This window comes from Microbulbifer litoralis (assembly GCF_023634065.1).
Lineage (GTDB): Bacteria > Pseudomonadota > Gammaproteobacteria > Pseudomonadales > Cellvibrionaceae > Microbulbifer > Microbulbifer litoralis.
The window spans coordinates 12,719-32,026 of record NZ_JALKCV010000017.1 but is presented as its reverse complement, the minus strand read 5'-3'; the positions used below and the strand labels follow the sequence as shown (position 1 = coordinate 32,026).

Genomic DNA, 19,308 nt, shown 5'->3' with positions numbered 1-19,308 from the left:
CATGAGTGATGACGGTGTAAACGTAGGACGGCGCCGTTTCCTGACCGCCGCTACCTCGGTGGTTGGCGGTGCCGGTGCCGTTGGTGTCGCCGTACCTTTTGTGAAATCCTGGAATCCGAGCGCCAGGGCCAAGGCTGCCGGTGCGCCGGTCAAATACAACGTCGGCAAGCTGGAGCCGGGCCAGATGGTCACCGTGGAGTGGCGCGGCAAGCCGGTCTATGTCGTGCGCCGCAGTGAAGAGGCCCTGGAAAACCTGGTCAAGGTTGAGCCGCAGCTGCGCGATCCCATGTCCGAGGAATCCAACCAGCCGCCTTATGTGGACCCCGAGAACCGCGCCATCAAGCCGCAGTTGCTGGTGATGGTGGGGCTCTGTACCCATTTGGGCTGCGCGCCCATGTATCGCCCGGAAGTGGGCGCCGCCGACCTGGGTGGTGCCGACTGGCTGGGCGGTTTCTTCTGCCCCTGTCACGGTTCCAAGTACGACCTGGCCGGCCGCGTATACAAAGGCGTTCCGGCTCCCACCAATATGGATATTCCGCCGTATTCCTATGACAGCGACGACGTAATCGTGATTGGCGTGGATCAGGAGGGCAGCGCATGAACTGGTTAACCGCTTTTGGTGATTGGGTCGACCAGCGCCTGCCGATATACCAGGCCTGGGACAAACACATGGGCAAGTACTACGCGCCCAAGAACTTCAACCTCTGGTACTTCTTCGGCGTGCTGTCGATGCTGGTACTGGTCAACCAGCTGCTCACCGGCATCTGGCTGGTGATGAGCTTCAATCCCTCCGCCGAGGGCGCCTTCGCCTCGGTCGAGTACATCATGCGCGATGTGGAGTGGGGCTGGCTGATCCGCTACCTGCATTCCACCGGGGCCTCGGCCTTCTTCGTGGTGGTCTACCTGCATATGTTCCGCGGCCTGATGTACGGCTCCTACAAGCCGCCGCGCGAGCTGGTGTGGATCTTCGGCATGTGCATCTACCTGGTGCTGATGGCCGAGGCCTTTATGGGGTACGTGTTGCCCTGGGGCCAGATGTCCTACTGGGGTGCCCAGGTGATCGTCTCCCTGTTCGGTGCGATACCCGGCATAGGCGAGGACCTGGTGCAGTGGATTCGCGGTGACTACCTGATCTCCGGTATCACCCTGACCCGTTTCTTCTCGCTGCATGTGATCGCGCTGCCGCTGGTGCTGGTGTTGCTGGTGGTACTGCATATCCTGGCGCTGCACGAAGTCGGCTCCAACAACCCGGACGGCATCGAGATCAAGAAGAACAAGGACGAGAACGGTATCCCGAAAGACGGTGTACCCTTCCATCCCTACTACACCGTGCACGACCTGGTGGGCGTGGCCGTGTTCCTGTTCATCTTCTGCGTGGTGGTATTCTTCTTCCCGGAGATGGGTGGTTTCTTCCTTGAGCACGCCAACTTCGAAGAGGCCAACCCGCTGAAGACCCCGGAACACATCGCGCCGGTCTGGTACTTCACGCCCTTCTACGCCATCCTGCGCGCAGTGACCATCGATATCGGCCCGCTGACCGCCAAGTTCCTGGGGCTGGTGGCCATGGGCGCGGCGATCGCGATCCTGTTCGTGTTGCCGTGGCTGGACAAGAGCCCGGTGCGCTCCATCCGCTACAAGGGCATACTGCCGAAGGCGCTGCTGCTGGTATTCGCCGCGGTGTTCATCATCCTGGGTTACCTGGGTGTGCAGGCGCCGACGCCGGGCCGCAACTTCCTGGCGCAGGTGGCGACGCTGTTCTATTTCGCCTTCTTCGTGACCATGCCCATCTGGAGCAACCCGACCGAGCGCAAGGGCGTCGCCTCCTGGATTGTCAGCGGCCTGTTCGCACTGATGTTCCTGTGGATGGCAGTCGGCGGTTTCAAGGCGAGTGTGTATATCGGTGTCGCGGCGCTGGTGCTGGCGGCCTTCTTCGCCGCACTGCCGTGGTTGACCGGTCGCGATGAAGTCCATCCGGAGCCGGAACGCGTCACCAGCCCGTCCGGTGGCAAGACCTTCGGTGTGCTGTTCGGTGGTATCGTTATCGTCGGCCTGCTGGCCTTCCTGCCGATCAAGGCGGTCGGTGCCGAGAGCGGGGTACCGCTGGACCACATCAACATCGACCTGCAGGACAAGCCGTCCCTGCAGCGCGGTGCCAAGTACTTCGTCAACTACTGCATGGGTTGCCACAGCGCCAACTTTTCCCGCTGGGAGCGGGTGGCGCGCGATCTGGAGATTCCCAACGAACTGATGATGCAGAACCTGGTACTGGGCGGCGACAAGATCGGCAACCTGATGAAAATCGCCATGCGCCCGGACGATTCCCAGGACTGGTTCGGCGCCGCGCCGCCGGACCTGACGCTGGTGGCCCGGGCCCGTTCACCGGAATGGCTCTACACTTACCTGCGCAGTTTCTACAAGGATGACAGCCGCCCGACCGGTGTGAACAACAAGGTGTTCCCCAGCGTGGCCATGCCGCACGTGTTGATGGAACTGCAGGGGCTGCCCGAGTGCGCCCCCGGCCCCAAACGCGAGCACGGCCATGTTGTGCGCGATGAACTGGGCAACCCGATCATGGATGCCGACTGCGGCAGCCTGGAAGTGAAGAACGTCAAGGGCTCCATGTCGCCGGAAGAGTTCGACAAGGCCATGTACGATCTGGTCAACTTCATGGAGTACATCGCCGAGCCGATGGCAGAGGACCGCAAGCGCGTCGGTTTCTACGTGCTGGCGTTTATCCTGGTGTTCTTCATCTTCGCCTGGTTGCTGAACCGCGAATACTGGAAAGACGTGGGCCATTAATCGGCGCGAGCGTTTCCTGGATCTCCGGGTGGTGGAGCTGTTTCCGCCGCCCTTTTTGAAGTACAGACCAGTGCTTCACCCCCGGGTCAGCAGAAGGCTGGCCAAAAGCGCCACTGGCGCTTTTGTGCGTTTATTGACACAGGCCGGCATTGTTGCCGGCCGATTAGTTCGAGGTAGTTAGAAGATGGGTGTGCCGACCAACAAGCGCTCCTCCATGACCTTCTTTTCCGATGGTCGCAATCATTACAGCCACCGCGTGCGCATCGTGCTCGCGGAAAAGGGGGTTTCCGTCGATATTATCGATGTGGATCCGGACGACAAGCCCGCGGAGCTGGCTGACCTCAACCCGTACAACTCCCTGCCGACGCTGGTGGATCGGGACCTGGTGCTGTTCGAAACCAAGGTTATGATGGAATATCTGGACGAGCGCTTCCCGCATCCGCCGTTGTTGCCGGTCTATCCGGTGGCGCGGGCTCAGAGCCGCCAGATAATGCACCGCATCGAGCGGGACTGGTGCCCGCTGGTGGAGAAAATCGAAGCGGGGGGCAAAGATGTCGCCGCGGCTCGCAAGGACCTGCGCGACAGCTTCGTCGGCATTGCCCCGCTGTTTACGGACCTGCCGTTCTTCTTCAACGAGGAGTTTTCCCTGGTGGATTGCTGCATGGCCCCGCTGCTGTGGCGCCTGGAGCACTTCGAGATCAGTCTGCCGAAGACCAAGCAGGCCAAGCCGCTGCTGGATTATATGGATCGCCTGTTCACGCGCGACGCCTTCCAGCAGAGCCTGACCGAGTACGAACGGGAAATGCGCTGACAGGCGGACCGCCCCAGGGCGCGGATTGGCGCCCTGCCGCGGACGGCGGGCACAGATCCCCTCGCAGGCAACTTTAATGGAGAGTGACTTGAGTAAACCGGACATGACATCCAACCGCCCGTATATCCTGCGGGCGTTTTACGAGTGGATAACCGACAACCGGTGCACTCCCTATATTCTCGTGGACACCCACCTGGCCGGTGTGCTGGTGCCGCAACAGCACGTCAACGAGGACGGCCAGATAGTGCTCAACGTGTCCGAAACCGCGGTCGCGGGCCTGACGATGGACAACTACGCCATCCGCTTCAACGCCCGCTTCGGCGGGGTGCCCACGGATATCCAGGTACCGGTGGGGGCCGTGGTGGGCATCTACGCGCGCGAGAATGGCCAGGGTATGGTGTTCGAGGCGGAGGAGACGCCCGAGCCACCCGAGCCCACGCCGCCCACCAGCCTGGGCAGGAAGTCCTCCAGGAAGCCCTCTCTGCGGGTCGTCAAATAATTGCCGGACACCGGTGGCTCCGCCGCCGGTGTCCGGAGCCCCGCCGTGTCCGGGCGGGCCCGATTCAGAAAAATAACACCAACATGCTTTCTATCACGCAGTGGCTGCGCCACGGCTGGCTGCCGGTTCTGCCGCTGGCGGCACTGGTTGCGCAGCATTTCCAATGGCTCGATCTCGATACACTGCCGCTGCCGGCGCTGCCGTTGGCCCTGCTTGGTAGTGCGGCGGCCCTGGGCGTGTTCTTCAAGGCCAGCCGTGTGGGGGTTGCCGCGCTGCTCGTGCTGGGCTGCTACCTGGCGCTCGATACCTCGTTCATCGATGCGGCGGAAGCCGAGCTGCTGCTGGCCCTGCTCGCATTCAACCTGGCGGTACTGGCCTGGACGCGCGACCGCAGCCCGCTGAACGGCTTCGGTCTCCTGCTCGGGGCGCTAGTCGCTGCGCAAGTGGCCGCCTTCTTCTTCCTGCGCCAGTGCTGTGCCCGCTGGCTGACGGGCGGACTGCCACTGCCGGGCAGCGGCCTGCCGGCATCCCTGCTGGATGGATACACCGCGGCGGACCTGCTTCTGGCCGGCGCCGTGCCGGTTGTCCTGGCGGCCTGGATACGCCGTGCCGACCAGACCGGTGCCGCGCTGCTCACCTGTATCCTGCTGCTCGTGCTGGGTTCCGTGTTCGGTGGGATGCCGGCGTCGCTGCCCCTGTTTGCGCTGGTGATCGGCGGCCTGTTGCTGATACTGGCGGTGCGCACTGTGTACGAGCTGGCGTTTCGCGACGACCTGACCGGTATCCCGTCGAGGCGGGCCTACAGCCGCTACCTGCTTACGCTCGGGCGCCACTTCAGTATTGCCGTGGTGGATATCGACCATTTCAAGAAGCTCAACGACCGCCACGGCCACCAGGTGGGTGACCAGGCGCTGCGGATGGTCGCGGCGCAGATCGCGCGCCACGGCGGTGGGCACGCGTTCCGCTACGGTGGCGAGGAGTTCGTGGTGGTGGTGCCCGGCCGCGATCGCGAGCGGGCGCAGCAGTCGCTGGAGCGTATGCGCGAGAAGATCGCCGACTACCCGCTGCGGCTGCGTTCGGCCGGTCGCTCGCGCAAGAGCGACGCCAAGGCCCGCGGTCGCCGGGGGCAGGGCGGCGGCAAGGTGATCAGGACGACGGTGAGTGTCGGCATCGCCTCCAGCAGTGCCGGGATGAAGTCGCCCACCGAGGTGCTGCAGGCTGCCGACAAGGCGCTGTATCGGGCCAAGCGCGGTGGCCGCAACCGGGTCTGTACCGCCAAATCGTGATCGCCGGACAACTTGCTTGGGGGCAGGGAACAGGCGCGCGACAAAATGGCGTCTTATTCCTGTTTTCCATTGGTGAATCTGTTCCCGGGCCCCGATACTGCTAGCAGGGCCAGCAAAGGGAGAGACAGTGTGCGCCTGCTCAGCCATACCATCGGTATCTTCACCAACCCCGACAAGGAGTGGGAAGCGATCCGCGCCGACCGGCACTCCTTCCTCCAGGTGTATCTCAGCCACGTGCCGATCCTGGCTCTGATCCCCAGTGTGGCCGCTTATATCGGTGTCACCCGGGTGGGGTTCGAGCTGGGCGGGCACCTGAGCCGGCTGACCCCCAACAGCGCCGCGGTACTGGCCGTGGTCATGTACTTCGCGATCCTGCTCGGGGTCTATCTGCTGGGCGAATTCATCAACTGGATGGCCCGCTCCTACGGTGTCGAGGATGACGAGGCAACGCGCCACTATGAGGGCACGGCCCTCGCGGTATTCGTCACCACGCCGATTTTTATCGCCAGTCTCATTCTCCTCTACCCCCATGTGTGGCTCGCGGTCGCAGTGATCGGCCTGGCGGGGATTTACTCCGTCTACCTGATCTACGAGGGAATTCCGATCCTGATGAATATGGGCAAGGAGCGCGCCTTTCTCTACGCCGGGGCGGTCATCACCGTAGCGCTGGTCATGATGGTGACCGTGATGGTCGGCTCAGTGATCCTGTGGACCATGGGCATAGGACCCGTCTACCAGCATTGATCCGTTCAGTGGTCGACGTTGGCGGCATCGCCCTGCCGCCGGCGCGCGTTCCGGTCCGCCGGTAATGGCGTATTGCCCGGAATCGGAGGTATCGGGCAGTCCAGGCTGTCGGCGACCGCCCGCAGCAATTCCACCTCCCGCGCTTCGATGATGCCGTCGTGTGCTGCGGTGGCCGCCATGGCTTTCAGCAGCGCCGGTTTGCGCAGTGGTGTCGCCGCAGCCGCGATGGCCAGGGCCTTGTCGAGTCGCTGCAGGGTGATATCGGCGGCCGCCGGCAACGGCGTGATTGCCTGCCGCAGGCTGTTCAGGCCTGTCTCGTAAGCGCGTTTGGCGTCGAGGTAGTGAGCCTGCCCGGTGTGGGCGATGGCGGCGAGCAGGAAGGCGTTGGCGTCCCGCTGCGCATTGCTTTTCCCCGACAGGCGCTGCCGGTCCGGGGTGCCCTCGAGGGCGTGCATCAGTACCCGGTACAGCGCCCATTCCCAAAGCTCCACGCGGTTGTCGCTGCGCAGCAGCCTGATCAGGTTGCGCTTGAACACCTGGTACTGTTGCGGAACCAGCGATTTCAGTGCCGGTACGCAGAGATCGAGCAGCGGCAGGCGCGCATTGGGCGGCAGCGTCGCCAGCGCCGGTTCCAGTTTCTGCATCTCGCGGAAAACCGCGGGGTGGGTCATTCCCTGTAGCAGTTGCCACTGCTGTTCCCGCTGCTGTGGATCTTCGCAGAGCAGCAGGTGGTAGATCAGGGCGCGCGCGGCAAACGGATCGTGTGCGGCCTGTTTCAGCGCGGCGGGTACGCTCGCGAGCAGCTGGCGGCCGTAGTGCACCTGCTGTTCGTCCGGGTTGCCGATACGGTTGTCGATGGCGCTGGCGATCGTGTCGAAGGTCGCCGCTCCCGGGGACCCCGGCGCCACTCCCATCACCTGGGCATCCTGCGCCGTGCTCACGGACAGGCCCGCGCCCTCGCCGGTGCGGGAAAAATGGCCGTTCCAGTGGGGATCCAGCCGCCCGATGCGGTCCGCCAGTGGCGGGTGGGTGGAAAACAGGTTGGCAAACGACTTTTTCAGGCCGCTGGCGAAATACAGATGGCTGAATTCCGCCGCGCGGCCGGCTTTCAGCTGCGAGCCGCCGCTGTAGCCGCCGATTTTTTTCAGCGCACCGGCGATACCGGCGTTGTTGCGGGTAAACTGCACGGCCGAGGCATCGGCCAGGTATTCCCGCTGGCGGCTGACGGCGGATTTGATCAGGTTGCCGAAGAAGGTGCCGGTGTAGCCGATTGCCACCAGGCCGGCGCCGATGCCGAGCAGTGCCACGCGGCCGCGGTTGCCGCGCCCGGAGCCGAAAGTGCTGCCGCGCAACAGCCAGTAGCCCAGCAGGCCGATGATCAGGATGCCGTTCAGGAGGCCGACAATACGGATATTCAGGCGCATATCGCCGTTGAGGATATGGCTGAACTCGTGCGCCACCACCCCCTGCAGTTCATCGCGATCCAGTTGCTCGATACAGCCGCGAGTCAGGCCGATCACGGCATCGCCGGGTTGGTAGCCGGCGGCAAAGGCGTTGATGGCATCGTCGTCGAGCAGGTACACATCCGGTACCGGGGTGCCGGACGCGATCGCCATTTCCTCCACCACATTCAGCGCGCGCCGCTCGGCGGCCGAGTGCTGCGATACATTGATCTTGCGCCCGCCGAGGGATTCCGCCACCGCGCGCCCGCCGGCGGCCAGCTGGCGCAGCTTGTAGAGACTGCCCAGGGCAATCACCGCGGCGATAGCCAACGCGATGGATGCCACCGCGTCCCAGCCCAGTATCCGCCCGATACCGGACAGCGAAAAGGCCTGGCCGCGGGACCAGGCCACCATGGCCGCGGCGAGCAGGGTGGTGATGCTGATCAGCAGCGTCACGGCCAGTGCGAACAGGCCCGTCAGCAGGCCGCTGTTGCGGCGCGCCCTGTGTTGGTATTCGAAAAAATTCATTTAAAACCCCGGTGCTTCCCGAATCAGAACTCGATCCTGGGCGCGGCCTGCATGGCCTCGGAATCGGCGAATTCCAGCAGCCGGGCATCGGCGCGATGGCCGAAGAAGCCGGCGAAGAACACCGGCGGAAAACTCTGCTTGTAGATGTTGTAGGCCATCACCGAGTCGTTGAAGGCCTGGCGCGCGAAGGCGACCTTGTTCTCGGTGCTGGTCAGTTCCTCGGTCAGCTGCATCATGTTCTGGTTGGCCTTCAGGTCCGGGTAGGCCTCCATGACGACATTCAGCCGCCCCAGGGCGCCGGCCAGTGCCCCCTCGGCGTGACCCAGGTCGGCGATGGCGTTCGGGTTGCCCGGGTTGTCGGCGGCGTGCCTGAGACCGGCCAGGGCGCTATTGCGGGCACTGATCACCGCCTCCAGGGTCTCGCGCTCGTGTTTCAGGTAGCCGCGGGCGGTCTCGACCAGATTCGGGATCAGGTCGTAACGGCGTTTCAGCTGCACCTCGATCTGCGCAAAGGCGTTTTCATAACGGTTTTTCAGGGAAACCAGTTTGTTGTGGATGCCGACTGTGTAGAACAGCAGTGCGGCGATGGCGACCAGCCAGACAACGGTTGAAATCTCCATATTGCATTTCGCCCTTATTGTGTTTGCTGGCACCGATATTATCACGATGGCGAGACGGACATACTGCCAAGGGCGGATAGCCGCGGAGGGGACCGCTTCGGTTATAATGTCGCGGCAATAACGATTACTGCCGGCGCCGAATCCGCGGCGGCACAGATTTTGGGAGCAGCCAGTATGAGCGATGTAACTTCAGATCCGGTAGTGATAGTCGGTTTGGCGCGCACGCCGATGGGCGCCATGCAGGGTGCCCTGTCCGCGGTGAGTGCGCCGGAACTGGGCGCCGCGGCCATCCGCGCGGCGCTGGAGGATGCGGGTGTGGCCGCGGCCGATGTCAGCGAGGTACTGATGGGTTGTGTACTGCCCGCCGGTCTCGGCCAGGCGCCGGCACGCCAGGCGGCACTGGGGGCCGGTATCCCCGCCGGTACGCCCACCAGCACCGTCAACAAGGTGTGCGGTTCCGGCATGAAGACGGTAATGATGGGCCGCGATGCGCTGCTCGCCGGCGATGCCAAAGTCGTGGTCGCCGGTGGTATGGAGAGCATGAGCAACGCGCCCTACCTGTTGCCCAAGGCCCGCGGCGGCATGCGCCTGGGTCACGGAGAGGTACTGGACCATATGTTCCTGGACGGCCTGGAAAACGCCTACGACGGTAAGCTGATGGGCACTTTCGCCGAGTGCACCGCGGACAAGTACAGTTTTACTCGCGAGGAGCAGGACAATTTCGCGATCGAATCCCTGGCCCGCGCCAACGGGGCGATCGAGAGCGGTGCTTTCGAGCGCGAGATCGCGCCGGTGACGGTTTCCACCCGCCGCGGCGATACGGTTGTCAGTGTCGACGAGGGCCCGGGCAGCGCGCGCCCGGACAAGATCCCGCAACTGAAACCCGCCTTCCGCAAGGACGGTACCGTGACGGCCGCCAACGCCAGTTCCATTTCCGACGGCGCGGCCGCGCTTGTGCTGATGCGCGAGAGCGAGGCGAAGGCCCGCGGCCTGAAGCCGCTGGCGGTGCTGCGCGGCCAGACCCAGTTCGCCCAAGAACCGGAGTGGTTCACCACCGCGCCGGTGGGTGCGATGCAGGCGCTGCTGGAGAAAACCGGCTGGTCCGCGGACGAGGTGGATCTGTACGAAATCAACGAGGCCTTCGCCGTGGTCACCATGTCCGCGATGCGCGAGCTGGGCCTGCCCCACGACAAGGTCAACGTCAACGGCGGCGCCTGCGCCCTCGGCCACCCGCTGGGGGCCAGCGGGGCGCGTATCCTGGTGACGCTGCTGGCGGCGCTGGAGAAACGCGACCTGAAGAAGGGGGTTGCCAGCCTGTGTATCGGCGGCGGTGAGGCGACTGCGGTGGCTATTGAGCGGGTTTGATTTTTCGCGGGGGCTTTGTTCCCCGCACAGTGGCGCCCGTAATGTCGACTTCTCGTATTCGTCGTTTTTTAAATGGGCAGGGTAGTTTGGCTTAGTGCTGGTAAGCGAACTCAGCGCCTTCGCATCGGCTTGTTGATTCTTATCCCCCGGCCCGATAAAAATTCCAATGCCGATGCGAAGGCCCTGGTGCCGGGAGCTATTTGCGGGACTGTCGGCGAGAGGGACCTCGCCGACAAGCCTACAGGGATGTATTCACGGCGTGTCCCGCAAATAGCTCCCGGTACCAGGGCCGCCACCGCACTGTCTAACGAGAGGGTGGAGACACAGCACAAGGGTGAAGCGTTTTTACGCCGTCTCCCTTTTATCTAATCAGCTTTTTACGTCCAGTTTCTCCAGCATCAATCCCCGAATCACCGGCACCGGCGCACTGCCGTAACTGAGGAACTGCTCGTGGAAGGCCTTCAGGTCGAAGTTCTCGCCGAGCTGCTCTTTCATTTCCTCACGCAGCGCCAGGATATCCGCATAGCCGGCAAAGTAGCTGGTCAATTGCACCTGGCTCAGGGTGGCGCGCCGCCACTTGCCCGCAGCCTCGGCCTTCTGCTGGAAGGCGTCCTTGACCATCAGCTCCATGGCCCGGTCTTCGTCGATACCCTTCACCTGGATCTCGTAGTCGAGAATGGTGTTGGTCACCGTGCGCAGGTTCCACTTGTAGTACATCAGCCACAGCTCCGGCGAGAAATCGCCATAGCCGGCCTCCAGCATCATACGTTCGGCGTACACCGCCCAGCCCTCGATCATGGCGCCGTTGCCGAGGATGCTCTTGATCAGGCTCGGCGAGCGATTGGCGTACACCAGCTGCGTATAGTGACCGGGAATCGCCTCGTGGATATTCAGGATCTGCATCAGGTAGCTGTTGTACTCGCGCAGGAAGCTCTCGGCCTGCTCGTCACCGAGCTCACCGGTCGGCATCACGTTGTAATAGGTATTGGCGCCTTTGTCGTAGGGGCCCGGGGCATTGATCGAGGCGACGGAAAAACCGCGCATGTAGGGCGGCGTGGTGCGCACCACCAGCGGCTTGCCGGGGTCCAGGGACAGCAGGTCGTGTCTGGTCACGAACTCGGCCAGTTCCGGGATCTGCTTTTCCACCTCGGCCTTGAAAGTCTCCTTTGTGGCGTGGTGCAGGGAGAGCTTTTCCAGGACTGCGGCAATCCGCTCCAGCCTGTCCTGCGGCGGCTGGCGGTTCGGGAAGTATTCCGGCCACAGCTTGTCCGCCAGCCCGGCCATCTGTTCGTGCAGCCTGGCCTTTTCCTGCAGCGCGCGCTGGTAGAGCTGCTCCGCCGTCATATCGATCTGGATCTCGTAGTGGAACTTTTCCTCATAGAGCTTTTCGCCTATGCGGAAATCCCTGTATTGCCGGGTTTCATCCAGTTCCTTCTGCCTGTCCTGCAGGAAGGCGATGTAATTGCGGATGGCGGAGCGGGTGGCTTCAAGGCGTCGGTTGAATTGCGCTTTTTCCCCGGCGTCCAGGCCGCTGCCGGCCAGCTTCTGCTCCAGCGACTCGTCGAATACGCTCAGCGCGCCTTCGTTCTGCTGGATCGCGAGAGCCAGTTGCGGAGCCGCCGGCGTGCCCAGCGACTGCTCCGCCGCGGCATAGTAGTCGGGGACCTTTGCCATGCGTGTGCTGAAGGTGCGCAGGCGTTCGTCCAGCGGCGCGTAATCGGCCTTCAGGATCACGGCAAAGGTACTGGAGACGTTGTACTGGGCGGGGTTCCATTGATAGCCCCTGAACTCGGTGATTTCCCACTCGGTGCGGTCGAGGAAATTCCGGATCAGCGACAGGTCGCTGCTGGCATTGGCGTCGAGCCCGCTGCTGTCTATCTCCCCGAACTGTCTGCGGTAGTCGCGGACGAACGCCAGCACGCGTTCCCGATAGGCGTCGTCGGGAACCTGCAGCCGGTCGGCGGCGGCGTAGTAGCCCTCGTGTACCGCCCAGGAGGGAAACAGTTGCCACAGATCTTCCACCATGCGCTCTGACAGTTGCTGGAAGGCGACACTGTCCGAAGCATCGGCCGGTGTGCCGGCGGCGGATTCCGGAGTGGTGGCTGTATTGGCCGGTCGGGGACTTGGGGTGTTCTGGTGGTCGCAGGCGGCCAGGCCCAGCAACACGGCGAGGGCGGGAATCGCGGGTTTCATGGAATACCTCTAATCGGGGGAGTCAGGCGTCGAAATTACCATATTTGTACTAGGGTTTCGCAATTTCCTGCGCTTCGGAACCGATGCCCCGGGGTGGCTCGGCGAGCTGTCTGTTTTTAGGACTCTGTCCCATAACCGGCTTCGGAAACCACATAAAATGCGTTTTTTCCCGGTGTGCTTGTCTCGCTCCGGGGGCGCGGTTAGAGTGAGGTCCCGCACAAAATAGAAAATAATTAAAACTATTTGAGGACCTTTTCATGACTGAACTTGCCCAACAGGCGTGTGAAGCATGCCGCGCAGACGCACCGCTGGTCAGCGATGAAGAATTGGCGGAGCTGCTTCGGGAAATTCCCGACTGGACGCCGGTCACCCGCGACGGAATCATGCAGCTTGAGCGCGTGTTCAAGTTTCGCAATTTCAAGCAGGCCCTGGCGTTCACCAACCGCGTGGGTGCGATCGCGGAAGAAGTCGGCCACCACCCGGCACTGTTGACCGAGTGGGGCAAAGTGACTGTGACCTGGTGGAGCCACGAGGCCGGCGGGTTGCACAAGAACGATTTCATCATGGCCGCACGCACTGACAAACAGGTAGAGGCGGAGTAAGCCAGGCGGCAGCCCGTCTATACCCGAGTGGCGGTCCGGTTTCCGGACCGCCGTAAACGGCGTGGAATACGCCAGGAATCCGGATAGACACGGGGCTGCCATGTTGCGAATGAAGTCGACTTGCGAGCGCTGCAGCGCCTCGCTGGGGCTGGCCGATCAGGCCTATATCTGCTCCTTTGAATGTACCTACTGTCCGCGGTGTGCGGAACAACTGTCGCACAGCTGCCCCAATTGCCAGGGCGAACTGGTGACACGCCCCCCCCGCACCCGGTCCCCCACCGAGGTGCCCGACCACCGTTTCAAGGCCAAGCTGGAGAAACTGCTCGGCTGAAGATATCCCTATCCGCCACCCGGTAGTAAAATCCTTTTCTGTTTGCTGCGAGGAGGGCGTGGTTATGTCCGAGTATTTTGCGAGAGTGCTTTGGCAAAGGGGCGATCAGCCGTTCGGTGACAACCGCTACAGCCGCGGTCATCTGTGGCAGTTTGATGGTGGCCTCGAGGTGCCGGCCTCGTCGTCGCCGCATATCGTGCCGCTGCCGGGTTCGGTGGCGGAAAACGTCGATCCGGAGGAGGCCTTCGTCGCCTCCCTGTCCAGTTGCCACATGCTGTTTTTCCTGGCGATTGCGGCCAGGCGCGGTTTTGTGATCGACGAGTACAGCGACGATGCGGTGGGCGCAATGGAAAAAGACGAGCGGGGACGCATGTCGATCACCCGCGTTACCCTGCGTCCGCAGGTGCGTTTTTCCGGGGAAAAAGTGCCCTCCAGGAAGCAGTTGGAGAAAATGCACCACCAGTCCCACGAACAGTGTTTTATCGCCAATTCTGTCAGGAGTGAGGTGGTGACGGAAATTCCGTAGTGTGCCGGTTGATGCCAGGAAGCTGACCCAATTGCAATCAGGGACACCCGGATAGCGAGGGGGCAACCATGTGTGCCCCTAAGCGCGCACTGCCCACAGCAGGAATTCGCGATTGCCGTCGCCGCCGCGGATCGGGCTGTCGATAGTGTCCCGCACTTCGAACCCCAGCTCGAGGCAGAGCCCGGTGATTTTCTCTCGAACCTTGTTATAGAGACTTTCGTCGCGCACCAGCCCGCCCTTGCCGATATGTTCGGGGCCCACCTCGAACTGGGGCTTGACCAGGCTCAACAGCTGCCCGCCGCTTTTCATCAGCGGCGGCAGTTGCGGCAGTATCAGGGTCTGCGAGATAAAGGACACATCCATCACAACGGCATCGAAACCGGCGTCGCCATAAGGGGACAGCTGCGCCTTTTGCAGGTAACGGGCGTTGACGCCCTCGAACAGTTGCATGCGCGGGTCGTCGCGCAGTCGGGGCGCCAGCTGGTTGCGTCCCACCTCTACACCCACCACCTGCGCGGCGCCGCGCTGCAGCAGGCAGTCGCTGAAACCGCCGGTGGAACAGCCCACGTCCAGGGCTTGCCAGCCGCGCGGGTCCAGGCCCGTATGGTCGAGAATCGCCGCCAGTTTCAGCCCCGCCCGGGACACATAGCGATCCTCCGGCAGCGGTTCCACCCGCAGCGCCGTTTCCCCGCCCACCGACTGGCCGGGCTTCCTGGCGACCTGCCAGTCACCACCTGACGACAGCTGCACCCGGCCGGCATCCACCAGTTTTTTCGCGTGGGTGCGGGAGTTGGCGAGATTACGCTGTACGAGCAGTTGATCCAGGCGCGTCATGGTGTGCTGTTCACTGTAGGCAGGGTGGGGGACGAGGCGCCATGCTAACGCCTGGTCCCCCTTTGTAGAACCTCTATTCTTGAAGGAAGAGGTTCCCGGTTTAGAGGCGGTATGGCGAAGAGCGTTCTGGACAAATTCAGGATCCGCAAGGGCAAGGTCTTTGAGGCGCCGCTCGAGAGCGCTTTCGGCCGCCTGGTCACTCCATTCGAAGAGTTTATACACCGCCAGAGCAGCAGTGGCATCCTGCTGATGCTGTGCGCGGTGGTGGCGCTGATTATCGCCAACTCGCCACTGCAGGAGGGCTACAAGCACCTGTTGCACCTGCCTGTCTCGCTGAGCGCCGGTGACTGGGAGTTCTCGCTCAGCCTGCATCACTGGATCAACGACGGCCTGATGACGATCTTCTTTTTCCTGGTCGGCCTGGAGCTGAAGCGGGAATTCCTGGTGGGAGAGTTGTCGGACCTGAAACAGGCGATCCTGCCCGTGATGGCGGCCATCGGCGGTATGGTGGTGCCGGCGCTGATCTACGCCGCATTCAATGCCGGTGGTGAGGCGGAGCGCGGTTGGGGGATCCCGATGGCCACGGATATCGCCTTTGCGGTCGGCTGTATCGCGCTGTTGGGCAACCGGGTGCCGCGGGCCGTGGTGACCTTCCTGGTGGCGCTGGCGATTGTGGACGACCTCGGCGCCATCCTGGTGATCGCCATCTGGTACACAGAGAAAGTGAACATGACCGCACTGATGGCCTCCGGGGCCCTGGTGGTCATCATGTGGTTGCTGAAGGCCGCCGGTGTGCGCCGCTCCCCGGTGTTTATCTTTGTCGGGATACTGCTCTGGTATGAACTCTATATCACCGGCGTACACGCCACGCTGGCCGGGGTGATCACCGCCATGGCGATGCCGGCGCGGCCCAAGTATGACCCGGTGGCGTTCAGTACCTTCGTCAAGGATATCATCCGCAGCTTCGATCGCTGTTTCCGGCCCGGTGACAAGATCATCGCCAACGACGCCCTGCGCGCGCGGGTGATGGCGCTGGACAACGGTGTGAACCTGGCGCAGTCGCCGCTGCAGCGCATGGAAACCCGCCTGCACACGCCGGTGGCATTCCTGGTGGTGCCCATCTTTGCGCTGGCCAATGCCGGTATCCCGATCGACAGCTTTACCAGTGGTGATGCGGTGCTCAACCCGGTCACCATGGGGGTCATCAGCGGCCTGGTATTCGGCAAGCTGGTGGGGATTGTCGGCGCCACCTGGATCGGCTGGAAGCTGGGCCTGGGGCGTTTACCCAAGGCCGCCAGCTTTCACCATATCATCGGCGTGGCACTGCTCGGTGGGATCGGCTTTACCATGTCGATCTTCATCTCCGAACTGGCATTTGCCGGTCGGCCGGAACTGCTCGTGCAGGCCAAGGCCGGTGTGCTGCTGGCCTCGGTGATCGCCGGGGGAGTCGGCTTTATCGTATTGAGCCGGGCGCCGCTGTCCGAGGATGAGGTGGTGTCGACGGGCGAAGAGGCTTTCTCCGGCAGCGAGGCCGGGGAATCTGGTGAGTCGTCCAGATAATTACCCCGGGGGCAGCGGCAGGTGGCCGTCCACCTCGAACTCGCTGCGCTCGAAGCGATACAGGCGGCTACCGACCTTGAACTCCACCTGCTCCGGTGTCGCCTGCGAGTAGAAGCCTGTCTCGCGGCCCGGCCGCCGCGATGCCAGTGCCGCAGGGTCGAATACCGCCACATTGATACCCCCGTTGCCGTCCCGTGCCGAGCGGAACTGGGCCAATTGCACCCGGTTCTCGCGCATTTCGGTTCCCAGTGCCTGGCTGTCGCGATAACTGCTGGGAGAACTGAGCGACGGGTAGGCGTCGAACGGTGGCCGCTGCAGCAGCACCGCCCGCTCGCAGCGGTAGCGCAGCGTGAAAGCGGTGTGCTGTGAATTGATGCGATTGGGCGGCGGCGTCTCCATGCCCGACAGATAGACGAAGCGGTAAAAGGCGCACTCCGACAGCGCCGTGTCCAGCTTCACCGCACCGTAGAAAATACCGGGCTCAAAGCGCCGCCCGAAGCGCGATCCCCACAGCAGCGGCGGGTAGCGGAATGGCGAACCGAGCAGGTAGTGCAGGTCTGCGGCCGCCGGCGGCAGCGGTGGCTTGCTGTGCGCTTCCAGCAATTCCTCCAGTACCGCCTGGCTCTCCAGGCTGCTGGTGATGGCCACTGTCGCCACCTGGCGCTGGCTTTCCACCACGCGCCAGCACTGTCCGTCCAGCGGCTGCACGTAGTTGGTGCCGCCGGTTTCTCTCCAGATACTCATCCCTGTACAGCGGCCGTATCAGGCCGCGCCCCGCAGGGCGTCGAGGTAGTTACAGGTCAGGGCCAGACCGTCGATGCGCTGGATCAACTCCACCGGACGCCCGCCAAGGTGGCGGTTGTAGGTCTGCATGAAGTGGCGAATGTTGTCGGCATCGCCGCCGTTCAGCGGCACCAGGGAGCGGTAGATGCGGATGACCAGCATGGCGATCTCGCCGGTCTTGGAGCGGGGGTCGATGGTGCCCGATTGTTTCAGGCGTCCGAGGGAGGAGCGGCTCAGGCCGAGTATGGCCATCAGTTCACTGTTGCCCAGGCCGAGGGCGGCGGCGGCGCCGAAAAAGCCTTCGGCCAGGGCCTGGTCCGGGGCGACCTGTATCTTGTGCACATTCAGCTCCTGTTGCTGCTTGCGAACTCTATCGGTGACCACTTCAGTACTTTCCGGTAGTCAATGCCCGATTTGGTCCTTGAATAATTACCGATATGGGCAATTTAATCAAATAATTCCCATGTTGCAATGGGTTGCGGAAATGGAAGCCGGATTCGTGTGGGGTCGCGATCGGCGGCTGTGCCGCCAAAGTTCGTTTTGCACCTCGCAGTGAGCCGGTAGAGTAGAAACAGGTTTTGGCCTGTCCAAATCGCTGTTCAAAAATAAAATTGGTATGTTAAAGTCTGGTGTTGATAGATTTGGTAAGGCCAATAAGGGCAGGGTCAGTAACACTGATTATTGCTGCCGAAACAATAAGATTGCCTGGGGAGTGATGCGATGACCTGGCTCCGCCGTTTTTACCTGTCGGCAGCCCTGTGGGGCGCGGCCTGTTCCCTGGTTGCACAACCGAACCTGGACCTGCGCGGCCTGCAGGGCTTTGGCCTGGATACCGCGGGCGGGCGCGGCGGCGAAGTGATCCGGGTGACCAATCTCAACGCCGCCGGCCCGGGCTCGCTGCGCAGTGCGCTGGCAGCGGTGGGACCGCGCATCGTGGTGTTCGAAGTGGGCGGCGTGATCGACCTGGCACGCCGCAATATCCCGGTCGACGAACCTTACCTGACGATTGCCGGGCAGACGGCACCGTCGCCGGGGATCACCCTGATCCGCGGCGGGCTCTCCATCCGCACCCACGATGTGCGCGTGCAGCATATCCGCGTGCGGCCCGGCGACGCGGGGCAGCCGGCGCGCAGCGGCTGGGCCCCCGACGCCATCTCTGTTTCCGGCGCCGGGGCCTACAATGTGCACATCGATCACTGCTCCACCAGTTGGGCGGTGGATGAAAATATGTCCGCCTCGGGGCCGCGCACCCTCGGTGCCGGGCAGACTTCGCACCGCGTCACCATCAGTCATTCCATCATCGCCGAGGCGCTGGACTACGCCAGCCATAAAAAGGGTCGCCACTCCAAGGGCGTGCTGGTACACGATTTCAGCACCGAGATAGCGCTGATCGGCAACCTTTTCGCCCACAACGACCGCCGCAATCCCTATTTCAAGGCCCACGCCACCGGCGTGGTGGTCAACAACCTGATCTATAACCCCGGCTCCGCCGCGGTGCAACTCGGCTATATCGACGACGAGTGGCGCGATGCCCGCTTCGCCCCGGCCAATCCGCGGGTCAGTGTGGTCGGTAACCTGCTCTATTACGGTCGCGATACCTACAGCGACCTGGCGCTGGTGTCCTACCGGGGCGACGCCTTTCTCGGCGACAACCGGGTTTACAACCTGGATGGCGAACCGATGAACCTGACCCAGGGCGCTGTCCGCCTGCTGGCGGAAAAACCGCAATGGCCGGCGGGGCTGCAGCCGCTGCCGGCGGAGGCGGTGGCCGGCTACCTGCTCGCCAACGCCGGTGCGCGCCCGGCGGATCGCGATCCGGTGGACCGGCGTATCGTGGCGGATTTTCGCGCGCGCCGCGGGCGCATTATCGACAGCCAGGAACAGGTGGGCGGTTATCCGCGCGCGGAACCGGTGCACCGGCCGCTGGAAATCCCGGATGACACAGAGGCCTGGCTGCAGCGGCTGGCCGGGGAAGTTGAGCGAGGAGCATCGCCATGAAAATCGAACATTTTGCCTTCAATGTGGCCGACCCGGTGGCCGTTGCCGGCTGGTACACGAAACACTGTGATATGCGTGTGGCGCGCAGCCTGGACCGGCCGCCGTACACCCATTTTCTCGCCGATTCCAGCGGCCAGGTGATGATCGAGATCTACAACAATCCCAGTGATCAGGTGCCCTCCTATGGCGATATGAACCCGCTGCTGCTGCACCTGGCATTCGTCTGCCCGGAGCCGGAAACGCGCCGCGCGGAACTGGAAAAAGCCGGGGCCACGTTTGTCGACGAGGTGTGTCTCGATGATGGCTCGCACCTGGTGATGATGCGCGATCCCTGGGGTTTGGCAATCCAATTGTGCAAGCGCGGCCAGCCGATGCTGGTGTAGTTCG

Annotated in this window: 19 protein-coding genes; 13 read left to right on the top strand and 6 right to left on the bottom strand. The window is 63.1% G+C overall.

Annotation, left to right across the window (positions count from 1 at the left end):
• Nucleotide 1: 1 nt before the first annotated feature.
• The 6 genes from petA (at nt 2) to MWN76_RS19045 (ending at nt 6,139) form a co-directional block, all read left to right on the top strand.
• Nucleotides 2-601 (top strand): ubiquinol-cytochrome c reductase iron-sulfur subunit, encoded by a 600-nt coding sequence (gene petA / locus MWN76_RS19070; protein WP_250464450.1) that lies wholly within the window; start codon nt 2-4, stop codon nt 599-601.
• Complete coding sequence (locus MWN76_RS19065) at nt 598-2,799, top strand: ubiquinol-cytochrome c reductase (protein ID WP_250464448.1); 2,202 nt, start codon at nt 598-600, stop codon at nt 2,797-2,799. The genes petA and MWN76_RS19065 overlap by 4 nt, the downstream gene beginning before the upstream one ends.
• A gap of 184 nt (nt 2,800-2,983) precedes the next feature.
• On the top strand, nt 2,984-3,610 hold the full coding sequence (locus MWN76_RS19060) for a glutathione S-transferase N-terminal domain-containing protein (RefSeq protein ID WP_250464447.1): 627 nt from the start codon (nt 2,984-2,986) through the stop codon (nt 3,608-3,610).
• 103 nt (nt 3,611-3,713) lie between these two features.
• The gene (locus tag MWN76_RS19055) at nt 3,714-4,109 is read left to right on the top strand and encodes a ClpXP protease specificity-enhancing factor (RefSeq protein WP_250464585.1); all 396 of its coding nucleotides are present in this window, start codon (nt 3,714-3,716) and stop codon (nt 4,107-4,109) included.
• 83 nt (nt 4,110-4,192) lie between these two features.
• The gene (locus tag MWN76_RS19050; RefSeq protein ID WP_250464445.1) at nt 4,193-5,395 is read left to right on the top strand and encodes a GGDEF domain-containing protein; all 1,203 of its coding nucleotides are present in this window, start codon (nt 4,193-4,195) and stop codon (nt 5,393-5,395) included.
• A gap of 129 nt (nt 5,396-5,524) precedes the next feature.
• A complete protein-coding gene (locus MWN76_RS19045) occupies nt 5,525-6,139 on the top strand; it encodes a Yip1 family protein (RefSeq protein ID WP_250464443.1) in 615 nt (204 codons plus the stop codon).
• Between the two features lie 5 nt (nt 6,140-6,144).
• Here the strand turns inward: MWN76_RS19045 and MWN76_RS19040 are convergent, their stop codons facing one another.
• Both MWN76_RS19040 and MWN76_RS19035 read right to left on the bottom strand, forming a co-directional pair.
• On the bottom strand, nt 6,145-8,109 hold the full coding sequence (locus MWN76_RS19040) for a M48 family metallopeptidase (protein ID WP_250464441.1): 1,965 nt from the start codon (nt 8,107-8,109) through the stop codon (nt 6,145-6,147).
• A 23-nt stretch (nt 8,110-8,132) separates the two neighbouring features.
• On the bottom strand, nt 8,133-8,729 hold the full coding sequence (locus MWN76_RS19035) for a LemA family protein (RefSeq protein WP_250464439.1): 597 nt from the start codon (nt 8,727-8,729) through the stop codon (nt 8,133-8,135).
• Between the two features lie 174 nt (nt 8,730-8,903).
• On the opposite strand from MWN76_RS19035, the gene MWN76_RS19030 reads away from it, so the two are divergent.
• Nucleotides 8,904-10,094, top strand: coding sequence for an acetyl-CoA C-acyltransferase (locus MWN76_RS19030; RefSeq protein WP_250464437.1), 1,191 nt, complete (start codon nt 8,904-8,906; stop codon nt 10,092-10,094).
• Nucleotides 10,095-10,463: 369 nt separating this feature from the next.
• Here the strand turns inward: MWN76_RS19030 and MWN76_RS19025 are convergent, their stop codons facing one another.
• Nucleotides 10,464-12,287 (bottom strand): DUF885 domain-containing protein, encoded by a 1,824-nt coding sequence (locus MWN76_RS19025; RefSeq protein ID WP_250464435.1) that lies wholly within the window; start codon nt 12,285-12,287, stop codon nt 10,464-10,466.
• Nucleotides 12,288-12,544: 257 nt separating this feature from the next.
• On the opposite strand from MWN76_RS19025, the gene MWN76_RS19020 reads away from it, so the two are divergent.
• The 3 genes from MWN76_RS19020 (at nt 12,545) to MWN76_RS19010 (ending at nt 13,746) form a co-directional block, all read left to right on the top strand.
• On the top strand, nt 12,545-12,889 hold the full coding sequence (locus MWN76_RS19020; RefSeq protein ID WP_250464433.1) for a 4a-hydroxytetrahydrobiopterin dehydratase: 345 nt from the start codon (nt 12,545-12,547) through the stop codon (nt 12,887-12,889).
• A gap of 100 nt (nt 12,890-12,989) precedes the next feature.
• Nucleotides 12,990-13,220: a DUF1272 domain-containing protein gene (locus MWN76_RS19015; protein WP_250464431.1), complete on the top strand. Its 231-nt coding sequence runs from the start codon at nt 12,990-12,992 to the stop codon at nt 13,218-13,220.
• 64 nt (nt 13,221-13,284) lie between these two features.
• Complete coding sequence (locus MWN76_RS19010) at nt 13,285-13,746, top strand: OsmC family protein (RefSeq protein WP_250464429.1); 462 nt, start codon at nt 13,285-13,287, stop codon at nt 13,744-13,746.
• A 78-nt stretch (nt 13,747-13,824) separates the two neighbouring features.
• Here the strand turns inward: MWN76_RS19010 and MWN76_RS19005 are convergent, their stop codons facing one another.
• Nucleotides 13,825-14,580, bottom strand: coding sequence for a TlyA family RNA methyltransferase (locus MWN76_RS19005; RefSeq protein ID WP_250464427.1), 756 nt, complete (start codon nt 14,578-14,580; stop codon nt 13,825-13,827).
• Between the two features lie 111 nt (nt 14,581-14,691).
• On the opposite strand from MWN76_RS19005, the gene nhaA reads away from it, so the two are divergent.
• Nucleotides 14,692-16,140: a Na+/H+ antiporter NhaA gene (gene nhaA / locus MWN76_RS19000; RefSeq protein WP_250464425.1), complete on the top strand. Its 1,449-nt coding sequence runs from the start codon at nt 14,692-14,694 to the stop codon at nt 16,138-16,140.
• Here the strand turns inward: nhaA and MWN76_RS18995 are convergent, their stop codons facing one another.
• Together MWN76_RS18995 and MWN76_RS21225 are read right to left on the bottom strand one after the other, a co-directional pair.
• Complete coding sequence (locus MWN76_RS18995; RefSeq protein WP_250464423.1) at nt 16,141-16,884, bottom strand: RES family NAD+ phosphorylase; 744 nt, start codon at nt 16,882-16,884, stop codon at nt 16,141-16,143. It abuts the gene before it with no gap.
• A gap of 18 nt (nt 16,885-16,902) precedes the next feature.
• Nucleotides 16,903-17,307 carry an antitoxin Xre/MbcA/ParS toxin-binding domain-containing protein gene (locus MWN76_RS21225; RefSeq protein WP_250464422.1) on the bottom strand — a complete coding sequence of 135 codons (405 nt, stop codon included), beginning with the start codon at nt 17,305-17,307 and terminating at the stop codon, nt 16,903-16,905.
• Between the two features lie 336 nt (nt 17,308-17,643).
• Between MWN76_RS21225 and MWN76_RS18985 the strand changes: the two genes are divergently transcribed.
• Both MWN76_RS18985 and MWN76_RS18980 read left to right on the top strand, forming a co-directional pair.
• The gene (locus tag MWN76_RS18985; protein ID WP_250464420.1) at nt 17,644-18,921 is read left to right on the top strand and encodes a pectate lyase family protein; all 1,278 of its coding nucleotides are present in this window, start codon (nt 17,644-17,646) and stop codon (nt 18,919-18,921) included.
• Nucleotides 18,918-19,304 carry a VOC family protein gene (locus tag MWN76_RS18980; RefSeq protein WP_250464418.1) on the top strand — a complete coding sequence of 129 codons (387 nt, stop codon included), beginning with the start codon at nt 18,918-18,920 and terminating at the stop codon, nt 19,302-19,304. Before MWN76_RS18985 ends, MWN76_RS18980 begins: the two co-directional genes overlap by 4 nt.
• The last annotated feature ends 4 nt before the right edge of the window (nt 19,305-19,308 follow it).

Coding starts and splice junctions, on each gene's coding strand:
- MWN76_RS19020 (WP_250464433.1), top strand. CDS start 12,545: ATGACTGAACTTGCCCAACAGGCGTGTGAAGCATGCCGCGCAGACGCA.
- MWN76_RS18995 (WP_250464423.1), bottom strand. CDS start 16,884: ATGAGTATCTGGAGAGAAACCGGCGGCACCAACTACGTGCAGCCGCTG.
- MWN76_RS19040 (WP_250464441.1), bottom strand. CDS start 8,109: ATGAATTTTTTCGAATACCAACACAGGGCGCGCCGCAACAGCGGCCTG.
- MWN76_RS19035 (WP_250464439.1), bottom strand. CDS start 8,729: ATGGAGATTTCAACCGTTGTCTGGCTGGTCGCCATCGCCGCACTGCTG.
- MWN76_RS19030 (WP_250464437.1), top strand. CDS start 8,904: ATGAGCGATGTAACTTCAGATCCGGTAGTGATAGTCGGTTTGGCGCGC.
- MWN76_RS18985 (WP_250464420.1), top strand. CDS start 17,644: ATGACCTGGCTCCGCCGTTTTTACCTGTCGGCAGCCCTGTGGGGCGCG.
- nhaA (WP_250464425.1), top strand. CDS start 14,692: ATGGCGAAGAGCGTTCTGGACAAATTCAGGATCCGCAAGGGCAAGGTC.
- MWN76_RS18980 (WP_250464418.1), top strand. CDS start 18,918: ATGAAAATCGAACATTTTGCCTTCAATGTGGCCGACCCGGTGGCCGTT.
- MWN76_RS19010 (WP_250464429.1), top strand. CDS start 13,285: ATGTCCGAGTATTTTGCGAGAGTGCTTTGGCAAAGGGGCGATCAGCCG.
- MWN76_RS19050 (WP_250464445.1), top strand. CDS start 4,193: ATGCTTTCTATCACGCAGTGGCTGCGCCACGGCTGGCTGCCGGTTCTG.
- MWN76_RS19005 (WP_250464427.1), bottom strand. CDS start 14,580: ATGACGCGCCTGGATCAACTGCTCGTACAGCGTAATCTCGCCAACTCC.
- MWN76_RS19055 (WP_250464585.1), top strand. CDS start 3,714: ATGACATCCAACCGCCCGTATATCCTGCGGGCGTTTTACGAGTGGATA.
- petA (WP_250464450.1), top strand. CDS start 2: ATGAGTGATGACGGTGTAAACGTAGGACGGCGCCGTTTCCTGACCGCC.
- MWN76_RS19015 (WP_250464431.1), top strand. CDS start 12,990: ATGTTGCGAATGAAGTCGACTTGCGAGCGCTGCAGCGCCTCGCTGGGG.
- MWN76_RS19065 (WP_250464448.1), top strand. CDS start 598: ATGAACTGGTTAACCGCTTTTGGTGATTGGGTCGACCAGCGCCTGCCG.
- MWN76_RS19060 (WP_250464447.1), top strand. CDS start 2,984: ATGGGTGTGCCGACCAACAAGCGCTCCTCCATGACCTTCTTTTCCGAT.
- MWN76_RS19025 (WP_250464435.1), bottom strand. CDS start 12,287: ATGAAACCCGCGATTCCCGCCCTCGCCGTGTTGCTGGGCCTGGCCGCC.